The 19,235-nt window shown below is 34.5% G+C and carries 18 protein-coding genes; 16 read left to right on the top strand and 2 right to left on the bottom strand.

Annotated elements, in window-relative coordinates; genetic code table 11:
* Window position 1: 1 nt before the first annotated feature.
* From MTP08_RS00295 to MTP08_RS00245, 11 genes are all read left to right on the top strand, one after another.
* Entirely contained in the window at window positions 2-1,411 is a 1,410-nt protein-coding gene (locus MTP08_RS00295; protein WP_243576559.1) for a sensor histidine kinase, read from the top strand.
* Between the two features lie 189 nt (window positions 1,412-1,600).
* A complete protein-coding gene (locus tag MTP08_RS00290) occupies window positions 1,601-2,098 on the top strand; it encodes a hypothetical protein (protein ID WP_243576558.1) in 498 nt (165 codons plus the stop codon).
* 29 nt (window positions 2,099-2,127) lie between these two features.
* Window positions 2,128-2,982, top strand: coding sequence for a YoaK family protein (locus MTP08_RS00285; RefSeq protein ID WP_243576557.1), 855 nt, complete (start codon window positions 2,128-2,130; stop codon window positions 2,980-2,982).
* A 183-nt stretch (window positions 2,983-3,165) separates the two neighbouring features.
* Window positions 3,166-4,944 carry a DNA mismatch repair endonuclease MutL gene (mutL, locus tag MTP08_RS00280; protein ID WP_243576556.1) on the top strand — a complete coding sequence of 593 codons (1,779 nt, stop codon included), beginning with the start codon at window positions 3,166-3,168 and terminating at the stop codon, window positions 4,942-4,944.
* 5 nt (window positions 4,945-4,949) lie between these two features.
* Complete coding sequence (locus MTP08_RS00275; RefSeq protein ID WP_243576555.1) at window positions 4,950-5,720, top strand: rhomboid family intramembrane serine protease; 771 nt, start codon at window positions 4,950-4,952, stop codon at window positions 5,718-5,720.
* Window positions 5,721-5,726: 6 nt separating this feature from the next.
* Window positions 5,727-6,716 carry an endonuclease/exonuclease/phosphatase family protein gene (locus tag MTP08_RS00270; RefSeq protein WP_243576554.1) on the top strand — a complete coding sequence of 330 codons (990 nt, stop codon included), beginning with the start codon at window positions 5,727-5,729 and terminating at the stop codon, window positions 6,714-6,716.
* 129 nt (window positions 6,717-6,845) lie between these two features.
* Window positions 6,846-7,175: a hypothetical protein gene (locus MTP08_RS00265; RefSeq protein ID WP_243576553.1), complete on the top strand. Its 330-nt coding sequence runs from the start codon at window positions 6,846-6,848 to the stop codon at window positions 7,173-7,175.
* Between the two features lie 24 nt (window positions 7,176-7,199).
* The gene (locus tag MTP08_RS00260; protein ID WP_243576552.1) at window positions 7,200-7,607 is read left to right on the top strand and encodes a hypothetical protein; all 408 of its coding nucleotides are present in this window, start codon (window positions 7,200-7,202) and stop codon (window positions 7,605-7,607) included.
* Window positions 7,608-7,879: 272 nt separating this feature from the next.
* Window positions 7,880-8,440, top strand: coding sequence for an RNA polymerase sigma factor (locus MTP08_RS00255; RefSeq protein WP_243576551.1), 561 nt, complete (start codon window positions 7,880-7,882; stop codon window positions 8,438-8,440).
* Entirely contained in the window at window positions 8,427-9,032 is a 606-nt protein-coding gene (locus MTP08_RS00250) for a hypothetical protein (RefSeq protein WP_243576550.1), read from the top strand. Before MTP08_RS00255 ends, MTP08_RS00250 begins: the two co-directional genes overlap by 14 nt.
* Window positions 9,033-9,064: 32 nt before the next feature.
* Complete coding sequence (locus MTP08_RS00245; RefSeq protein WP_243576549.1) at window positions 9,065-10,102, top strand: outer membrane beta-barrel protein; 1,038 nt, start codon at window positions 9,065-9,067, stop codon at window positions 10,100-10,102.
* 146 nt (window positions 10,103-10,248) lie between these two features.
* On the opposite strand, the gene fumC is transcribed toward MTP08_RS00245, so the two are convergent.
* Complete coding sequence (gene fumC, locus MTP08_RS00240; RefSeq protein ID WP_209388618.1) at window positions 10,249-11,643, bottom strand: class II fumarate hydratase; 1,395 nt, start codon at window positions 11,641-11,643, stop codon at window positions 10,249-10,251.
* 221 nt (window positions 11,644-11,864) lie between these two features.
* Between fumC and MTP08_RS00235 the strand changes: the two genes are divergently transcribed.
* Together MTP08_RS00235 and MTP08_RS00230 are read left to right on the top strand one after the other, a co-directional pair.
* Window positions 11,865-13,472: a fumarate hydratase gene (locus tag MTP08_RS00235; RefSeq protein ID WP_243576548.1), complete on the top strand. Its 1,608-nt coding sequence runs from the start codon at window positions 11,865-11,867 to the stop codon at window positions 13,470-13,472.
* A 97-nt stretch (window positions 13,473-13,569) separates the two neighbouring features.
* Window positions 13,570-13,860 (top strand): hypothetical protein, encoded by a 291-nt coding sequence (locus MTP08_RS00230; protein WP_243576547.1) that lies wholly within the window; start codon window positions 13,570-13,572, stop codon window positions 13,858-13,860.
* 99 nt (window positions 13,861-13,959) lie between these two features.
* Here the strand turns inward: MTP08_RS00230 and MTP08_RS00225 are convergent, their stop codons facing one another.
* Window positions 13,960-14,826 carry a helix-turn-helix domain-containing protein gene (locus tag MTP08_RS00225; RefSeq protein ID WP_243576546.1) on the bottom strand — a complete coding sequence of 289 codons (867 nt, stop codon included), beginning with the start codon at window positions 14,824-14,826 and terminating at the stop codon, window positions 13,960-13,962.
* Window positions 14,827-14,968: 142 nt separating this feature from the next.
* Here MTP08_RS00225 and MTP08_RS00220 point away from each other — a divergent pair, with 142 nt between their 5' ends.
* The 3 genes from MTP08_RS00220 to MTP08_RS00210 all read left to right on the top strand — a co-directional run bounded on the left by MTP08_RS00220 (window position 14,969) and on the right by MTP08_RS00210 (window position 19,219).
* Window positions 14,969-17,026, top strand: a complete 2,058-nt coding sequence (locus MTP08_RS00220) for a T9SS type A sorting domain-containing protein (protein ID WP_243576545.1) — start codon at window positions 14,969-14,971, stop codon at window positions 17,024-17,026.
* 163 nt (window positions 17,027-17,189) lie between these two features.
* Complete coding sequence (gene prfA / locus MTP08_RS00215) at window positions 17,190-18,275, top strand: peptide chain release factor 1 (RefSeq protein WP_243576544.1); 1,086 nt, start codon at window positions 17,190-17,192, stop codon at window positions 18,273-18,275.
* 185 nt (window positions 18,276-18,460) lie between these two features.
* Window positions 18,461-19,219: a type III pantothenate kinase gene (locus MTP08_RS00210; RefSeq protein WP_243576543.1), complete on the top strand. Its 759-nt coding sequence runs from the start codon at window positions 18,461-18,463 to the stop codon at window positions 19,217-19,219.
* Window positions 19,220-19,235 lie beyond the last annotated feature (16 nt).

The following is a 19,235-nucleotide window of genomic DNA, read 5'->3' as shown; positions in this document are numbered from 1 at the left end:
AATGTTTAAAAAAGTTATTACCAACCAAACCAAAACGATGATTCTTCTGATGGCTGTTTTTACAACTGTCATTCTTATTTTTGGAGGTTCGGTGTACTTTTCTATCGTTAATTTTTCGCATCAACGTTTTTATGAATTGCTGAAAATACGAACAACCACCATTGTTCAGATCGAAAAAAATAAAGAACTTCTCGATCTTCCGGAAAACTACGTTCTCAACAGTACAAATGATGAAGAACTTCCCATGGAAAGAGATTATGTTTTTGCGGTACCTACAGATTCTAATTTCAGCCATATTTCTCAAAAAATACATATTCCGGATACTTTTTTTCGTAACATCATCAAAAAAGGGGAAGCCAATTTCAATGATGAAGAATTTTATTACATTGGGCAAACCTTCCGGTATCAAAATAAAGACTACATTGCGATTGCTTCAGCAAAAAATCATTACGTAGTTCATTATCTCGGGTTTTTGAAACGTACATTAATTACATGTATGATTCTTTCGATATTTTTCAGCATGATTTTCTCTTTTTACCTTTCTAAAACCCTTTTTAAACCTATTCTTAAAATTACAGGAAAAGTAAAGGAAATCAGTTCGGAAAATCTTCATCTAAGGTTGGAACCTCAGCCCGGAAATAAAGAGCTGAATGAGCTGGTAGAAACATTCAATACCATGCTTACGAGAATTGAAACTTCCTTTGAAACTCAAAACCACCTCATCGGAAATGTTTCGCATGAATTGAGAACGCCTCTTACCTCAATTATGGGAGAAGCAGATGTTGCGCTTTCCATTACCCGAACTGCCGAAGAATATAAAGAAACACTGGAAATTATTTTAGATGAAGCCGAAAAACTAGATAAAAAAATAAAAGCACTTCTGCTTATTGCGCAAACAGGTTTTGACGGAAAGATTCAGAAAATAGACCGTGTTAGAATGGATCAGCTTCTTTGGGACGTTATCGAAACCTTAAGAAGAATAGATTCCCGAAACAATATTTTTCTTGACATCAGTATGCTTCCCGATAATCCCAAAAAACTGAAAGTTCAGGGAAATGAACAGCTTCTTCACTTAGCAGTTGCCAATATCATTAATAATGGGTGCAAGTATTCTAATCATCAACAGGTAAGGGTTTCTTTAGGTGCAACAGACACAGATCTTTATATCATTATAAAAGATACAGGAATAGGAATTCCGCAGTCTGAAATGAATAAAATATACGATCCTTTTTTCCGGGCATCTAACACTCGAAACTATGAAGGTTACGGAATCGGGTTGCCTCTTGCAAGGAATATTGTAAGAATGCATAACGGAGAACTTTTGGTAAGTTCAAACGAGAATGAAGGAACGACAGTTCAGATGCGTTTTCCCAGTCTTTACGGTACTTTAATGAATCTGGATAATTCTTAATCCAACATATTAGGATAACGTGAATTCAGGATAACACTAAAAAACTTGCTTATCCCGAGTTCAGTTTAAGATAAATTTTAATCTGATTTTAATCTCTCTAATTACATTTTAATTCCTTTCCAAAAAGCTTTTAATATGGCAGATATAATTTTGTAATATAAAAATGTTACACAACTAAATCATCCATATATGAGCACAACAATTCTAATAGCAACAGATTATTCTCTTGAATCCCTCAATATTTTAAAAAAGGTACTGAAAGAAAAAAGTACAACCGAACAAAATACAAAATACAGAATATTATTGGTTTCGGGGTATGATACCGGAGATTCTATAAGAGATCTTTTATTCAACACAAAAACAACTACTTTCAGCAAAATAAGAACTAAAGAATTTTGCGATGCCTATTCTATCATTGCGAATAAATATTCTCATTTAGTAGATAAAATAGTGTGCGATATTTTTACCGGAAGTCTGCAGAGATCTTTTAACAACTATGTAAAGGCAGAAAATATTGCTGAAATATACTATTCTCCATCGCTCAAAAATAAAAATACTAAAGGCAAATTCGATCTTACACCTTTTATTAAGAAATGTAAAGAAACTTTTTCATCCGAAATTGTATTAGAAACACCTAAAGTAATGCCGGAAAAAGGCAGGCTTGCAGAAGTTTTCGCAGAAATTTAAAACATTATTTCACCTCAAAATCAATCATCATGTTAAGAAATTATAGTAACAGCAGAACGTTGGGAGACAACATTAGACTGGGAACGCTGACTGCTTTTACGGCAGGAACTATAAATATAGCATCTCTCCTTATTTTTTTATCTTTTACCTCCAATGTAACCGGTCATTACGCTGTTTTTGCCGCAGAAATAAGCAAAGGCAACTGGACTCAGGTTGCAATAGTTGGCGCATGGATTTTCCTTTTCTTTTTCGGAAGTTTTACGGCAAATTTTTCGGTAATTAATTTCAACAAGAAAAGTAAATATTTTGCCCATGCATTCCCTTTGGTACTGGAGATTGTGTGTCTTTTATCTGTCGGAATTTATGGTCAGTTTTATTACCAGAAAACCATTGAAGAAGCACAAGTAATGGTTGCACTAATGCTTTTTGCAACAGGTCTTCAGAATGGTTTAACAGCAAGTATTTCTAATTTCTTAGTAAAAACAACCCATTTAACAGGAACTACTACCGATTTGGGCATTTTAACATCTATGTTTACCCAAAAGAAATACCGTAAAAATCCGGAACTTATTGCAAGAGCAAAGTTACTTTCCAGTATTATGATTTCTTATGTTTTGGGAGCTATTTTTTCTGGACTTACCTATTATTATCTTGAATTTAGGGTTTTCTATGTCATCAGTACATGTCTTCTCGTAGTTATCGGGTACGATTTTTATAAAATTCATTTAAGACATTTTTATACGAATTACAGATACTCCAAAATATATAACAAACCAAATTTCATGGCATTTATATACGATAAAATACACGGAACCGAAGAGGAAACAGTAAAAGAAAAAAGACCGGAAAAATCTAAACTCGTTTTGGAAAAGAAAATGATGTAAATAATTTTTCAAACACAAGCATAATCATAGTTTACTTAGTTTTGGCTCTCATTAAATTAAAACGTAATGAGAGCTTTTTCATGGATGAAACCAATCTCTCAAAGAAACTTAATTTTTAATTCATTCTTTAATTATTTTAAATCTTATTTGCTTTACCTATTTTTGTAAGTTCATTATTCATCTATGTCAGACATCATTCAGCTTTTACCCGATCATGTAGCCAACCAAATTGCAGCAGGTGAGGTCGTACAACGCCCTGCATCTATTGTGAAAGAACTTTTGGAAAACTCTATTGATGCGGGAGCTACAAAAATTGAACTGATTATTCGTGATGCCGGAAAAAACCTTATTCAGGTTGTGGATGACGGAAAAGGGATGTCCGAAACCGATGCAAGAATGGCTTTCGAAAGACACGCCACATCTAAAATAAAAGGAACCGAAGATATTTTTAAAATTGCTACCAAAGGTTTTCGCGGAGAAGCTTTGGCTTCGATTGCTGCTGTTGCTCAGGTTGAATTAAAAACTAAACGCCCCGATTCTCCTTTGGGAACCAATATTTACATTGAAGGCGGTGTATTTCAGTTTCAGGAGCCTGTACAGACTGCGGAAGGATCTAATTTTTTAGTTAAAAATCTATTTTACAATGTTCCGGCAAGAAGAAAATTTCTTAAAAATAACAATATAGAATTTCGTCATATTATTGATGAATTTCAAAGAGTTGCTCTGGCTCATGAAAATTTAGAATTTTCTTTATTTCACGATGATGAGCCTGTTTTCCGATTGAGAAAAGGGACTCAAATGCAGAGAATTGTAGATATTTTCGGAAGAAAACTTCAGCCTCAGCTTATTCCCATTAAAGAAGATATTGTTTGGTGCCAACTTCATGGGTTTGTTGCCAAACCAGAAGGTGCAAAAAAAACACGAGGGGAACAGTTTCTTTTTGTGAATGGACGGTATTTTAAAAGCCCATATTTCAATAAAGCAGTTCAGGAAGCCTTTGAAGGATTACTGATGCCCGGTTACATTCCTACATTTTTTCTTTTTCTGGAATTAGATCCGGAGAAAATAGATGTGAATATTCATCCGCAGAAAACAGAAGTAAAGTTTGAAGATGAGCATCTTATTTTTGCGTTGTTGAGATCTACCATCAAGCGGTCTTTAGGAATTTACAATATCGCTCCCAGTCTCGATTTTGAAAGAGATCCGCATCTCGACGAAATTATGCAGAAAAGTTTTCCGAGCAAGAGTAATTCTGCAAGTTTTAAAATGCCGGAAATTATTGTAGACCGAGATTACAATCCTTTTTTGGAAGAAAAACCGGCAACAAAGACCGAAATTCATCATCTTACGGAGATGTATCATCAAAATATTGCTCCGGAACCTTCAAAAATCAACCTTTTTGAAGAAGAAGATTTTGATGAAGATCTTATGAGACTTCCGAACGGATATTGGCTTTTCAACAAAGGCGACCGTACGCTGATGCTGGATTTGGGAAGAATGCACAGACTTGTGGTTTCCGAAAGCAACAAATCTGCAAAAAAAGGCAGTACAAACAGCCAGTCTCTCTTGTTTTCTTTAGAATATCACATGAATGAGATCGAAAAGAACAAGTATAAATCCATTAAAAAATATCTTCCCGAACTCGGTTTTGAAATGACCATTGCCCACGAAAATGTTTTAAGAATAGATGCCGTTCCCGAAGGTTTGAAAGAATCTCAGGTAATGAAATTCTTAGAAAATCTTTTCGAAATTTTAGAATATCGTACCGAAGAAGATTTCTTGCAGTTTTACCAAAACCAATGGAACAAAATGCAGAGCAAATCCAGATTCGATTTTATTTACAAAATAGATGCGGAACAACTCATTAAAGACTTTTCGGCTTTGGGTTTCCCAGAATTTTTACCAACGGGCAAAAGATGCTATTTTGAAGTTCCTTTTAATGATTTTAAAAATAAATTTTAAGTAAGATGTTTAATAATATACCGCCAATTACAAGAAATCTAATTATTATAAACATTATAGTTTATATTATTTCTAACTTTTTCCTGTATGCACTCAATAATCCCCAACTGTATAATTTGCTGTCTGCATTTTATCCTTTTTCGCCGAATTTCAAATCTTGGCAGATCATCACTCACATGTTTATGCATGCTCCACTTGAGGGAGGTGTTGGTATAATGCATATTCTTTTCAATATGTTTACACTTTACAGTTTCGGTCCTATTCTAGAACAGTCTTTAGGAGATAAAAAATATCTAATTCTCTATTTTTTGAGTGGATTGGGAGCTTTTTTTCTATTTAATTTATGGAATTTTATTGAAATTCAACAAATTTCAAACAGTCTTCAAGCGTTAGGAGTAGATGTTACTGAAATTTACAGACAGGCAGATGTAAATTATGCCGGAAACATACTTTTAAATAATAAAACTCCTGAAATTTTCGATCTTTCTAAAAAACTTTTAATAGATCTTAAATCGCCCATGCTTGGTGCTTCCGGAGCAATTTTCGGCATTATTGCCGCATTTGCAACACTTTATCCTGAAGCCAGAATCGGCATTATGTTTATCCCTATTCCCGTAAAAGTAAAATATGTGCTTCCTGTGGTGGTTATTGGATCTATTTACTTAGGAATTACCGGAAACGGTGGTGGTGTAGCTCATTTAGCCCACGTTGGAGGAGCTATTGTGGGGTATATTCTCGCAATAATCTGGAAAAAACATTTATATCGATTTAACTAAATTACTGTGAAATTATTCCGCTCTATTCTTTTAGTTGTTCATTTCGTATTGCTCTTTCTGCTTTGCGGAGTCTTGCTGAATGCATACATTCCGCCAAAAGTTTTTTGGGGTTTTAGTTTTCTTTCTTTAGGTTTTCCTTTGATAATGATTCTATATGTAATTATCACTTTCTTCTGGATTTTCAGCTGGAAAAAAAGAGCATTTTTCTTTATGTTTGCAGGTCTTTTCTTTCTGAATCCTACAAAAAGGTGGCTGAATTATTCATCCGAAAACAAAGAAACACCAAATCTTAAAATTGTAACCTTCAATGTAAAATCGGGAAAATGGGGAAAAAATGAAATTCAGAATTACATTAATGCACAAAAAGCAGATCTTGTTTTCCTTCAGGAATCCGGACCAGATTACGAATTGGATCATCTGAAAGCAGAAGAAACTCTACAAATTATTTGCTTTTATTCGAAATACAAAATTCTGGACAGGAAAGATATTTTCAAACCGCTTACAGAAAAAGATGTCACTTCACAATGTGAGCAGATAGATATTGAAATAAGAGGTAAAATATACAGAGTTTTCAACGTTCATCTTCAGTCATTCGGGGTTGTAAAAGATATGGTAAAACTAGACGGAAATGGTAATGAAGACGAGAAAAAAATGAAAGATCTGGTTAAAAAACTGATTCCGACATTTAAAGTTCATCAGGAAGAAATACAGCTCATCAGAAAAAGTGTAGAAGAATCTCCTTATCCGGTAATTGTGGCAGGAGATTTCAATGCAGTCCCCAATTCTTACGAATATTACCAAATGTCTAAAGTGTTGAAAGATGCATTCTTCGAAACAGGAAAAGGGAGCGGAACCAGCTTTCACGATTTTAAATATCCTTTGAGAATAGACTATATTTTTACTTCGGAAACTATAAAACCCATTCATTACAGTGTTGATCATTCTGCTCATCTTTCGGATCATTTTCCTGTAATTGCCAGTTTTAAAATAGAGTGATTGTTCTTTTTACAGCTTCTTTTTTAATTCTGAACATGCAAAAAATTTATTATTTTAAATGCTGTATGTCCTATTTTTATTAATTTAGTTTTTAAAATAATTCTCAATAATTGTCCATTGAAATCTATAATGAAAAGATTATTTATTATTTTATTTTCTGCACTATTACTTCATGCATGCTCGAAGAGATTGCCCGCAACTGAAGCTAACGAAACAATTTCTCAGCCTCATTATGATACCATGGCAGTAGATTCTTTTTCTAATGGCGCTGTATCGGTAGATGTAGCAAGACAGATAAGAATGTCTTCCCAGAAATACAAAGATTCTGTTAAACAGGCTCTTAAAGTTCAGCAGGAAGAAAAACGCATCAAAGATGAGGTGGATAAAGAAAATAAAAAGAAGACAGAAGAAGAAAAAAATAAAAACACAGAAAAACCGTTGAAAGAGTCTAATCAATAAAAAACATTATAAAAAATTCTTATTATGAAAAAACACATTTTAGCAGCTTTTGCTGTTGCAGCAATGATTGTATCTTGTAAAGAGTCTACTTCTAAAACAGAAACAGTAGAAAATAAAGATGGTTCTGTTGTAACGACGACAACTACAGAAACAACCACCGGTCTTGTAGATTCTTCTAAAGTAAATGAGGCAAAAAACAAAATTCAAAACTCTATTGATAATGCTGGAGAAAAAATTGATAATACTACGCAAAAAGCAAAAGAAGATATTAATTCGGCAGCAAAAGATATGAAAAACGATGCCCATAAAGTGGGACAAGATATTAAAAAAGGAGCTCAGGATGTAAGCAGAGATGTAAAAGACGCCACAGCTAAAGGAGCCCAGAAAGTGGAAGACGGAGCAAGAAAGCTTAAAGAAGATTTAAAAAAATAATCAAAGCCGCAGTTAATCTGCGGTTTTTTGTTTCTCCTGTATAAAATCTCATTATTAAATTTCAAACCTAAAATTTTCTTGAATTGTATTTGAATTATTTTCATTGTTCTATATTTTCTCGCTATCTTAAATTTAGCCATCAATTCACTAAAAAATATTCATTTTTAAACGCCTGAAATACAGCTTTTTAAAAATTTATTTAAAATTTTCTCATTTCTTGTGTAACCAATTATAATTTTCGCTGTCTTTAGTATAGAAACAGCATACAAACCATGAAGCTTTCGTTTGGAAATAAAAAAGAAAATTTGCTGAGCGGGATTAAAAAAAATGATCCTAAAGCTCAGAAAATATTCTACGATCAGAATGTAAAGAAATTTCTGAGTGTAGCACGAAGCTATATCAGTGATCTTTATCAGGCAGAAGACTGTGTAATAAAAGCATTCTGTAAGATTTTTAAGCATATCGAAAGTTTTAGAGGAGAAGGAAATTTCGATGGATGGGCAAGAAGAATTGTAGTAAACGAATGTCTTAATTTCATTAAAAGCCATAAAACAGTTTTTTATTTGGATGATGTTCACGCTTCTGTTTTAGAAGAAATTACAGATGAGCAGATTGTATTCGATTTTAATGCGCAGGAATTGATAGACCAGCTTCCGGATTCCTATAAAATGGTTTTTAACCTCTATGTATTAGAAGAATATTCTCATCAGGAAATTGCCGAAACCCTGAATATTAGCACTGCAGTAAGCAAAACGCAACTTTTCAGAGCTAAAGAAAAACTGAGAAAGATTTACTTTCAACAACAAAAAACACTGAAAAATGAATTCATTTAAGCATAATTTAGATCGTGAGATAAAAAAGCAGATTTCCGAGAGAGAAATTAGTCCTTCGAGAGATTTGTGGGAAGAAATACAGACTCAGACGCAAAATAACCCTTCCAAAAAACATCACTGGAACCGCGTTTTGCTTGCTGCATGCTTTGTTTTAATCTGTGGTTTGGGAGCCTTTCTTTTCATCAATAATAAAAACGAACCTCCTGTACAAATAACAAAAACAGAAGAAGATTTTCCTAAAAGAGAAGAAATTGTTCAGCCTGAAAAAATAAATTCTGATAAAGACTCCTCAAAACCTATTCAGCAAAGATTGGTACAAAGTGAAAATGCTGATGCAGAAAAACAAATTGAAAAATACTCGCCGATTAAAACCAATCTTCCGCTAATGAAAGAAAATCCTTCGGAAATTGCTGCGCAGATTATTCAAACTCCACAGGAAAGAATTATGGCAAAATCGGATTCTGTAAAAATACCGAAGAAAAAGAGATATGTAGATCCTTCTACTCTACTTTTCTCGGTAGAAAATAAAGAAGCTATTGAGAAAACCAAAGGCGGAAGCAACGTTGCCCAAATAGACCTCAACGAAAGATAATTCAAATTAAAACTTTAAAAAAATTAATAAAAATGATTAAGAAATTTATCATCACAGGAATGCTGTGCCTTGTTACGATTTCTGCAAACGCACAGAAAAAAGCATTAAGATTAAACCTTCAACCCAAAGAAGACACTACGGTAAGCCCTATTGTAAAGGAGAAAGTTGAAGAATATGCAGTAAAAATCAACGGAATTATTCAGGAAGAAAAAAAGCTCATGGAAGGTGAATTATCTACTTTACAAGCTAAAAATCTGGATAAAGCTGAATTCAACAAACAGAAAGCCCAGATTGCAGATCAGTATTCTCAAAAAATAGATTCTAAAATTGAAGCAATAGGTTTTGATTTGGATCAGGTTATCCAAAAACAGGTAAGATATTCTCTTTTAAATTCTGACGTAACTTCAAACGAAGAATTGAAAGCTCAATTATTAAAGAAATATAAACCTGTTAAAAATCTTGAAGGCTATTTTTCTTACGGAATTATGACACTTACCAACGATAAGCCAGATAATGATTTGGATAAAAATCTTGGATATGCCAATAATCTTGAATTTGGTCTGAAATTTAATTACCAATTTGGCAGAACAAGCCCATGGGGATTAATTTCCGGAATAGGATTTTCCTGGAGAACGGTAAGATCAGACAACAATATGGTTTTTGCAAAACAGGATGCCGATGTTTTTTTAGCTAAGTTTGATGGAAGCCTTAGTAAAAGCAAACTGAGAACAGGTTACATCATGGTTCCTCTTGGTTTACAGTATAATTTCTCTAAACTGAAAAATGCAGGAATGGATATCCAGTACAGACCTTATTCAGACGGATTCCGAGTGGGAGCCAACGTATATGGAGGGATAAAAATGTCTACCAACAATATAGTAAAAGGAGATGACAGAAATTTGCGTGACCGTTCGAACTATCAGGTAAATCCTTTTGTATATGGTGCACAATTTACCGTTTCATATAATAATGTAAGCCTTTTTGTGAAAAAAGATTTCAGCAATTTCTTTAAAGATTCTTATTTTGAAAATGATAAAGCTTTAGTCTTTGGCGTCGCTCTTGGCTGGTAAAATTAAATAATTGATAAAAACATGACAAAATAACCGAAAACTCTCTTTGGTATGAGAATTGAATTATACCAATCAACATTCACATTAACAAACAAAACACTCCTCAGAAAATTCTGCGGAGTGTTTTGTTTTGATGAGTTTGAATTTTATTTCAGACTTCCCACCATATCTTCAGGCTTTACCCATTCGTCAAACTGTTCAGCAGTTAATAAACCAAGATTTATAGCTTCCTCTTTTAAAGTAGTTCCATTTTTATGAGCCGTTTTGGCAATTTTGGCAGCATTTTCGTACCCAATATGCGTATTCAAAGCGGTAACCAACATCAAAGATTTATCAACCAATTCTTTAATTCTTTCACGATTTGGCTCAATTCCCACAGCACAATGCTCATTAAACGAAATACATGCATCAGCAATTAACTGGGCAGATTGTAAAAAATTATACGCCATTACCGGTTTGAAGACATTCAGTTCATAATTTCCCTGAGTTCCTGCAAATGAAATCGTGGTATCATTTCCTAAAACCTGTGCACAAACCATTGTCATTGCTTCATTTTGGGTAGGATTTACTTTCCCCGGCATAATAGAAGATCCCGGTTCATTTTCCGGAATATGAATTTCCCCGATTCCAGACCGTGGTCCTGAAGCCAATAATCTGATATCCTGAGCAATTTTGTACAAAGAAACCGCCAATTGTTTTAAAGCACCGTGAGATTCTACAATCGCATCGTGAGCAGCCAAAGCTTCAAACTTATTTTCTGCGGTTACAAACGGAAGATTTGTGAATTTTGAAATATATTCCGCCACTTTTACATCATACCCTTTTGGAGTATTTAAACCGGTTCCTACTGCCGTTCCTCCCAACGCAAGCTCCGAAAGATGGGGCAATGTATTTTTTAAAGCTTTAATTCCAAAATTCAATTGTGCAACATAACCCGAAAATTCTTGTCCCAAAGTAAGCGGAGTGGCATCCATTAAATGCGTTCTCCCGATCTTAACAATATCTTTAAAAGCTTCTGCTTTTTCGTTCAACGTATTTTTTAGTTTTTCAACAGCGGGAATCGTGGTTTCTACTACTTTCTTATAGGCAGCAATGTGCATTGCCGTAGGGTAGGTATCGTTAGAAGACTGGGATTTGTTCACATCATCATTCGGGTGGACTTCCGTTTTTTCTCCAAGCTTTCCACCATTATTTACATGAGATTTATTGGCAATAACCTCATTCACATTCATATTCGATTGTGTTCCCGAACCGGTTTGCCAGATGACCAAAGGGAATTGATCATTTAGTTTTCCTTCTAAAATTTCTTCGCAAACTTTGGCAATCATATCCCTTTTTTCAGCGGAAAGAACTCCCAATTCTGTATTGGTAAAGGCTGCCGCTTTTTTCAGGTAAGCAAAAGCTTCAATAATTTCGTGTGGCATAGAACCTTCTGGTCCTATTTTGAAATTGTTTCTAGAGCGCTCAGTCTGTGCACCCCAAAATTTATCGGCGGGCACTTTTACTTCGCCCATGGTGTCTTTTTCTATTCTGTAATTCATGTTGATTGAATTTTATTTCTGTTGAATTTTATTTTTTTCCCAGATTTAGTAGAAATAATTAATTATTCAGCATAAAACTGTGGTTGAATTTAGGTTGTATAAATTTACTGAGAAATTAAAACACACACAATTTATAATCATTATAAATACGAATATAAGTGATTGATTTTACTCATGTTTTTTTGGGTAAGCCGTATTTTTGTACAGAAAAAGAAAGTAAAATGGAATTTAAATATCAGGATCCGTATCCGATTCTTAAAGATGATACGGTTTACAAAAAACTAACTTCAGACTATGTAAAAGTTGAAAAATTAGGAGAAAGAGAAATTTTAACCATAGACCCGAAAGGTCTTGAGCTTCTTGCTGAAGAGGCAATGGCAGATGTTTCTTTTATGCTTCGTTCCTCGCATTTAGAAAGCTTAAGAAGAATCATTGATGATCCGGAAGCTACTGATAATGATAGATTTGTGGCGTATAATTTACTGCAAAATGCTGCAGTTGCCGTAGAAGGAGCTTTACCTTCTTGCCAAGATACCGGAACGGCAATTGTAATGGGAAAAAAAGGTGAAAATGTTTACACAGGGGTTGATGATGGCGAATATCTGAGCAAAGGAATTTACAATACTTATCAAAAAAGAAATTTAAGATATTCTCAGGTAGTCCCTTTAACGATGTTTGATGAAAAAAATTCTGGTTCCAATCTTCCTGCTCAGATTGATATTTATGCTAAAAAGGGGGATTATTACGAGTTTTTATTCCTTACAAAAGGTGGCGGTTCTGCCAATAAAACTTTTCTTTATCAAAAAACAAAATCTTTACTGAACGAAAAATCTTTGGAAGCTTTTGTAAAAGAAAGAATTTCAGATTTGGGAACAGCGGCTTGCCCGCCATATCACTTGGCTTTGGTAATTGGAGGAACTTCAGCTGAAGCGAATTTAGCAGCGGTAAAAAAAGCATCAGCAAAATATTACGACAATCTTCCAACAGAAGGCAATGAAGCCGGACAGGCATTCAGAGATTTGGAATGGGAAGCAAAAGTTCAGAAAATTTGCCAGGAGAGTGAAATCGGAGCTCAGTTTGGCGGAAAATACCTTACGCACGATGTGAGAGTAATCAGGCTTCCTCGTCACGCAGCTTCTTGTCCGGTTGGGATGGGTGTTTCCTGTTCAGCAGACAGAAATATTAAAGGAAAAATTACCAAAGACGGTATTTTCTTAGAGCAACTGGAACAAGATCCGAAAAGATTTTTACCTGCAACACCACCACATTTGGAAGAAGCCGTAGAAATTGATCTGAATAAACCAATGCCGGAAATTTTAGCTGAACTTTCAAAATATCCTATTAAAACAAGGCTTAAATTAAATGGAACCTTAATTGTTGCAAGAGATATTGCCCATGCAAAGATTAAAGAACTCTTAGACAGCGGAAAACCGATGCCTGAATATTTCAAAAATCATCCAATTTACTACGCAGGGCCTGCAAAAACTCCCGAAGGAATGGCTTCTGGAAGCTTTGGTCCTACAACCGCAGGAAGAATGGATGTATATGTGGATGAATTTCAAAAAAATGGAGGAAGTATGGTGATGTTGGCAAAAGGAAACCGAACAGCCGATGTTGCCAATGCCTGTGCAAAATACGGAGGGTTCTATCTTGGTTCAATTGGTGGTCCTGCTGCGATTTTAGCTAAAGATAATATTCTGTCTGTTGAGGTTGTAGATTTCCCGGAATTAGGAATGGAAGCGGTGAGAAAAATTGAGGTCAAAGATTTCCCCGCATTTATTATTACCGATGATAAAGGCAACGATTTTTTTGCAGATTTGGCTCATTAATTAGTTTAAATTTAAAATAAATAGTAAAAATCAGCTTTTAACTTTTGTTTGAAAAAGAAAAATGTTATATTTTTGCCCTAATCTTTAAGAAAATAAAATGATTTTATCAGCATTTTGGCCGTTTTATCAGTTCCTCTGGACCGTATATTTTATAATCATGTTCCTAGTAGGTTTCTGGTGTATCTTTATGTTTTTCGGATTGGTCATCCCAATGTGGTTAACAGAAGGTTTAAAAGAGCATTTTGGAAAAGTAAAACCTTTTGATCCTGAGCAAATTAGAAGCAAACTTCTTACAGAACAGGAAGGCGTAGAAGTGCTTTACAGTGCTCCGAAAGGTCACGGTCCTTTTATTCATGAAGGGCATGGTCACGATCACGGACATCATTAATTGATTGTCAGTTCTTTTTCACACGAATTCTGAAAAAGGGCTATCAAAGCAAAACAACATATATACAAAACCACTTAGTTTTCTGAGTGGTTTTTTATTTTAACCCAGTCTCAGCTTTTCTGGTGAAACGCCATACTTTTTCTTGAATGCCCGAGTAAAATTCTGAACATATTCATAACCGCATTCTATGGCGATTTCTTTAATCATAATCTTGCTGTCAATAATCATTTTTTTTGCTTTTAACATGCGGAGTTCGGAGATATAATCTACAATGGTAGTATTGTATTGTTTTTTGAATTCTTTTCTGAGCATATTCTGGTTTATACCTACAATTCTCGAAATTTCTTCAATTTTAATATTTTTATGATAGTTTTCATCTAAAAATTTTTTGATGGTTTCGGGATTATCAGATCCAAGTTCTTCAACATTTTTTTCTTTAAACTGTTCGAAGATTAAAATGAGAAGTTTAATAATTTTGGCTTCAATAAACAGTTTTTGCATCACTCCTTTTTTAGAATAACCGGATATTTCCTTCAAAATCATGTGCATTTCGACCGTCATAAATGGAGGAGTTTCTTTATGGAGAAAAATATAATTGTTGTTCTTCATATTTTCGAGAATTTCTGCACTCTCCGAATTAGAATGTGGTTCAATTAAATCAAATATATACTGATAGTTTACCTGAATCTGGAAATATTGTAATGTTTCTTCATTTTCAGTCCACAATTCTGCTTTGTTTTCTAATGAAGAATAGTGAAGTATGTATTGATTTTTTTGGAATTGAAAATGGGTTCCACAATCTGAAGCACTCAAATTGATATTCGGACTTAATAAAAAAAGCAGATTAAAGCTTGTCTCACCTTCAATAAAAACTGATTTAAGATATTTTTCTGATGTTGCATCTTCATAATGAACCACCTGAATGTATTCAGAATCAAAGAGTAAGATTGTTTTAGGTTCTGTCATCTTGTTATTCAGTTTTGTTTCATAATTCTAAAGCAGGAAATCTGCTATTGATAATTGAAAGTTTGAAAATGATAACTCAGAAATTATCTTGAAGACTAATTTTGCGCAAAAATAAATTAAATTTAGAATAAATAAAAATAATATGTTGGTTGATTTGAAATTCGTAACTAAAAGATGCATAAAAGGATTGGGTATTTTTGCCCTTGCCATGAGTTCTGTTAATGCACAACAATGGGTAGATGTAGGCTCAGGAAATATTTCTGCGGGAGGAAGCAGTTATAATAATCTGGTTATTGATCCACAGGGAAATTACTACGTTTCTTACTATGATGGGTCGGTTCAGAAAGGATCGGTACAAAAATTTAATGGAACTTCGTGGTCTTACGTGGGAGGAAGTCCAGGAATCACCAGTGGTATTGCAACATACAATTCATTATCAAAAGATTCTTCAGGAAATCTTTATTACACAAACCAAGACAGTTATCCTAACTCCGGAATGGAAGTAAGAAAATTCGACGGAAACACATGGACTTCATACTCTAAACCTTTTACCACCACAATTAATTATCATGCATCTGCAGTATCTGCCAACAATACTTTGTTTGTATACTCTAATGCACAATCTGGATCGGTAAAAAGATATGTTAACAATGCTTGGGAACAGGTAGGAACTAATGGTTTTGGTACTCCTTCTTATTCTGAAATGATGATAGGAACAAATGGTAAAATATATATCTGCGGAGTTTCTTCAGGAGTAAAGGTATTTGAAAATTCTGTAACCGCAACTGCATCAGAACAATGGTCTTTGGTAGGAGGAACAAATGTAGGGAACTCATTTACAGAAGGAGTCAATTCCACGGCAGATTTTACCTTAGGTATAGATGATACCATTTATGTGGTCTATTCTTCACCCGCTGCCAATAACAGAAAACTAAATGTAAAGAAATTCGATGGTACCAACTGGATACAGATAGGAAACGCAGATTTCGGAATTTCTAATGATTTATACAATGTTTCTATTGCTATTACTCCTTCAGGAGAGCTTTACACTGTAGCTAGCGGATGGATTGTAAATGGTGGAAAAAATACGGTTTACCACTATAATTCTACCAACAATATATGGGAAACCTTCGGGGGAGATTTTGTTTCCGATGGTACTGCAACCTATAATGACTTGCAATATGATTCTGTAAACAACAACTTGGTCCTTACATATTCTCAAAACGGAATTAAAGTAAAAAAGATTTCTTTAACAAATACAAATCCTGTTTGCAGCAATAATGATCCGGGAAACAATCCAGGAGATACAGGTTGCGTAACATTTACCTACAAAGGTCAGCAGACAACTTATACCACAGTAAGAGGAGCAGACGGTAAAATCTGGCTACAGCAAAATCTCGGAAGTTCGCAAGTTGCAACTTCTATATCAGATGAAGATTCGTATGGAGATCTCTTCCAGTGGGGACGATGGGACGATGGGCATCAAAATAGAAATTCTGCAACTACTACTGAGCCTTCACCAAACAATCCTATTGGTTTGAATAATTCTTCTGCTTATGTTTTGGGATCTTGGTGGGGAGGTAATGATCTCAATGACGAATGGACAGCCAATTCTAATTCCGTAAGTTCAACAAATGGGGCAGATCCTTGTAAAGCAATAGGAACAGATTGGAAAATGCCATCTCAGGCAGACTGGACAGCCGCTAAAAATGCTGAAGGTATAAATAATCCCGCAACAGCCTTTGCAAGTAAACTTAAACTACCTGCCGGAGGTAACCGTTCTTTCACCAATGGGAGTTTTGAATTTGTTGGGCAGAGAGGTTATTTTTGGAGTTCAACAGCTACAGGATTGGGAGCTAAGTACTTATATGTAGGCAATACTATTGGAAACCCTTCAGCCGGAGCACCGAGAGGACAAGGTTCTTCTGTAAGATGTATAAAAAGTACATCCGGTTTGGGAACTTCTGATATGAAGAAAATTTCATTAGGAATATATCCCAATCCAACCCATGGAATTTTAAACATTAAAACCGATTCTTCAATAGAAAAAGTAAATGTGATGAATATGGTAGGACAAAGAATGAATATTCAGCATAATGATAATCAAATAGACATTCAATCTCTTCCAAATGGAGTTTACATTGTTGAAATTCAATTAAAAGGCGGAGAAAAAATTTCAAAAAAAATCATCAAAAATTAAAATTTCATATTCTTTAACGAATAACATTTATATTAATTTTTTCAGCCAAAGCTCATGTAATTTGCATGAGCTTTGGCTTTTTAAAATAAGAACTGTAAAGTCTTGAAAATGAACTTTTGTTCTTCATTGTCAATTCCGTATCTTTGCACACTAAATTTTTACTATGTCTAAGTCTTTAATTCCAAAATTAGAAGCGATTAAACAAAGATATAATGAGGTTGCAGACCTTATTATACAGCCTGATGTAATTTCAGACCAGAAAAGATATTCTTCTCTTAATAAAGAATACAGCGATCTGGGGAAAATTGTATCGGTATTTGATCAGTATAAAGGCGCATTAGACACCATCGAAGAATCTGATGAGATTATTGCAGACGGATCTGATAAAGATTTTGTTGAATTGGCTAAAATTGAAAAAAATGAAGCCTTAGAAAAAATCCCAGGATTAGAAGAACAGCTAAAAGTTCTTTTAATTCCTAAAGATCCGGCAGATGACAAAAATGTTATTGTAGAACTGCGTGCAGGAACCGGCGGAGACGAAGCAGCAATATTTGTTGAAGATATCTACAGAATGTACTCTATGTACTTTAAAGCCAAAGGATGGAGACATGAAGTAACAGATTCCAACGAAGCGGCAAAAGGCTATAAAGAACTTATTATGAAAGTTGAAGGCGAAGGTGTTTACGGAATCATGAAATTCGAATCTGGAGTTCACCGTGTGCAGCGTGTTCCTGAAACAGAATCTCAGGGAAGAGTACATACTTCGGCAATTACGATTGCCGTTCTTCCGGAAGCTGAGGAAGTGGATGTAGAAATTAACCCTGCAGATATAGAAATGCAGACCTCACGTTCGGGAGGTGCAGGAGGACAAAACGTGAACAAGGTAGAAACCAAAGTTCAGCTTACCCATAAACCTTCAGGATTAGTAGTTGTTTGTCAGCAAGCCCGTTCTCAGTTGGCTAACCGTGAGTTGGCAATGGAAATGCTACGTGCTAAGTTATACGACATCAAACTACAGGAAGTTCAGGGTGATATTGCTGCACAGAGAAAAACGATGGTTTCTACGGGAGACCGTTCTGCCAAAATTAAAACGTACAATTATCCTCAGGGAAGAGTTACCGATCACAGAATCAACAAGTCTATGTACAATCTCGATGCTTACATGAATGGTGATATCGCAGAAATGATAGACGCCGTAATTATGGCAGAAAATGCCGAAAAAATGAAAGGCGAAGAAGATAATTATTAAATTTCTATATAAATTAAAGCTCTTGATTTTCAGGAGCTTTATTCTTTTTAAATAATCAACAGTAATTTTTACAGGAAGCAAATTTCACTTTCTTTTTTTAATATTTTGATGTTTTTAAATCATTTAACAATAAAGAAAAAGTGTTTTTTCTAAAATTATTAAATTTACTGCCCAAAAATCCTTTAATGAATTCAATTGTAATCAACGTTGGTAACAGCAATATCAGATTTGGTCTTTTTGATAATGATAATTGCGATATTTCCTGGGTAATTAATACAAAACCGTATCGTACTGCAGACGAACTGTATGTTCAGATTTTAATGCTCTACCAAACTTACAAAGTAGATCCCGAAAAGATTGAAAAAGTAATTATGGGTTCCGTGGTTCCTCAGTTAACAAAAATAATGAGCTCTGCGATAAGAAAAATCCACGGTAAAGATCCTGTTATTGTAGACCGCACCACATTTTCTGGAGTTCAGGCAAAATCTAAACAGATGGGAACCGATATTTATGCTAATCTCGTTGCAGCTCAAAACCTTTATCCCAACAGAAAAAAAATTGTCTTGGATTTTGGTACTGCACTTACCGCAAGCTGTGTTGCAGAAAATGGTGAAACTTTGGGAGTAATTATTGCTCCGGGAATTATTACTTCTCTTAATTCTCTCATCAGCCAAACCGCACAACTTCCTGAAATTGAATTAGTAAAACCAAAATCTGTATTAGGTTTAGATACCGTAACCTGTATGCAGAGCGGAATGGTATACGGATTTTTAGGTATGGTTGAAGGCTTTATAGACCGCATTAATGACGAAGTGAATGATGATTGCTTTGTAATCGCAACGGGAGGCGTTTCTCACGTTTATAAACCGCTTACAGATAAAATTCATATTGCGGACCGACTTCATACTCTGAAAGGGCTTTATTTCTTAGGTAAAGACTTGTAATTTTTTCACTTTATAT

The sequence above is a fragment of the Chryseobacterium oryzae genome (assembly GCF_022811665.1).
Taxonomy (GTDB): Bacteria; Bacteroidota; Bacteroidia; order Flavobacteriales; family Weeksellaceae; genus Chryseobacterium; species Chryseobacterium oryzae.
Note: the sequence above shows the minus strand (reverse complement) of the source record. Positions and strands in the feature narration are given on the sequence as shown.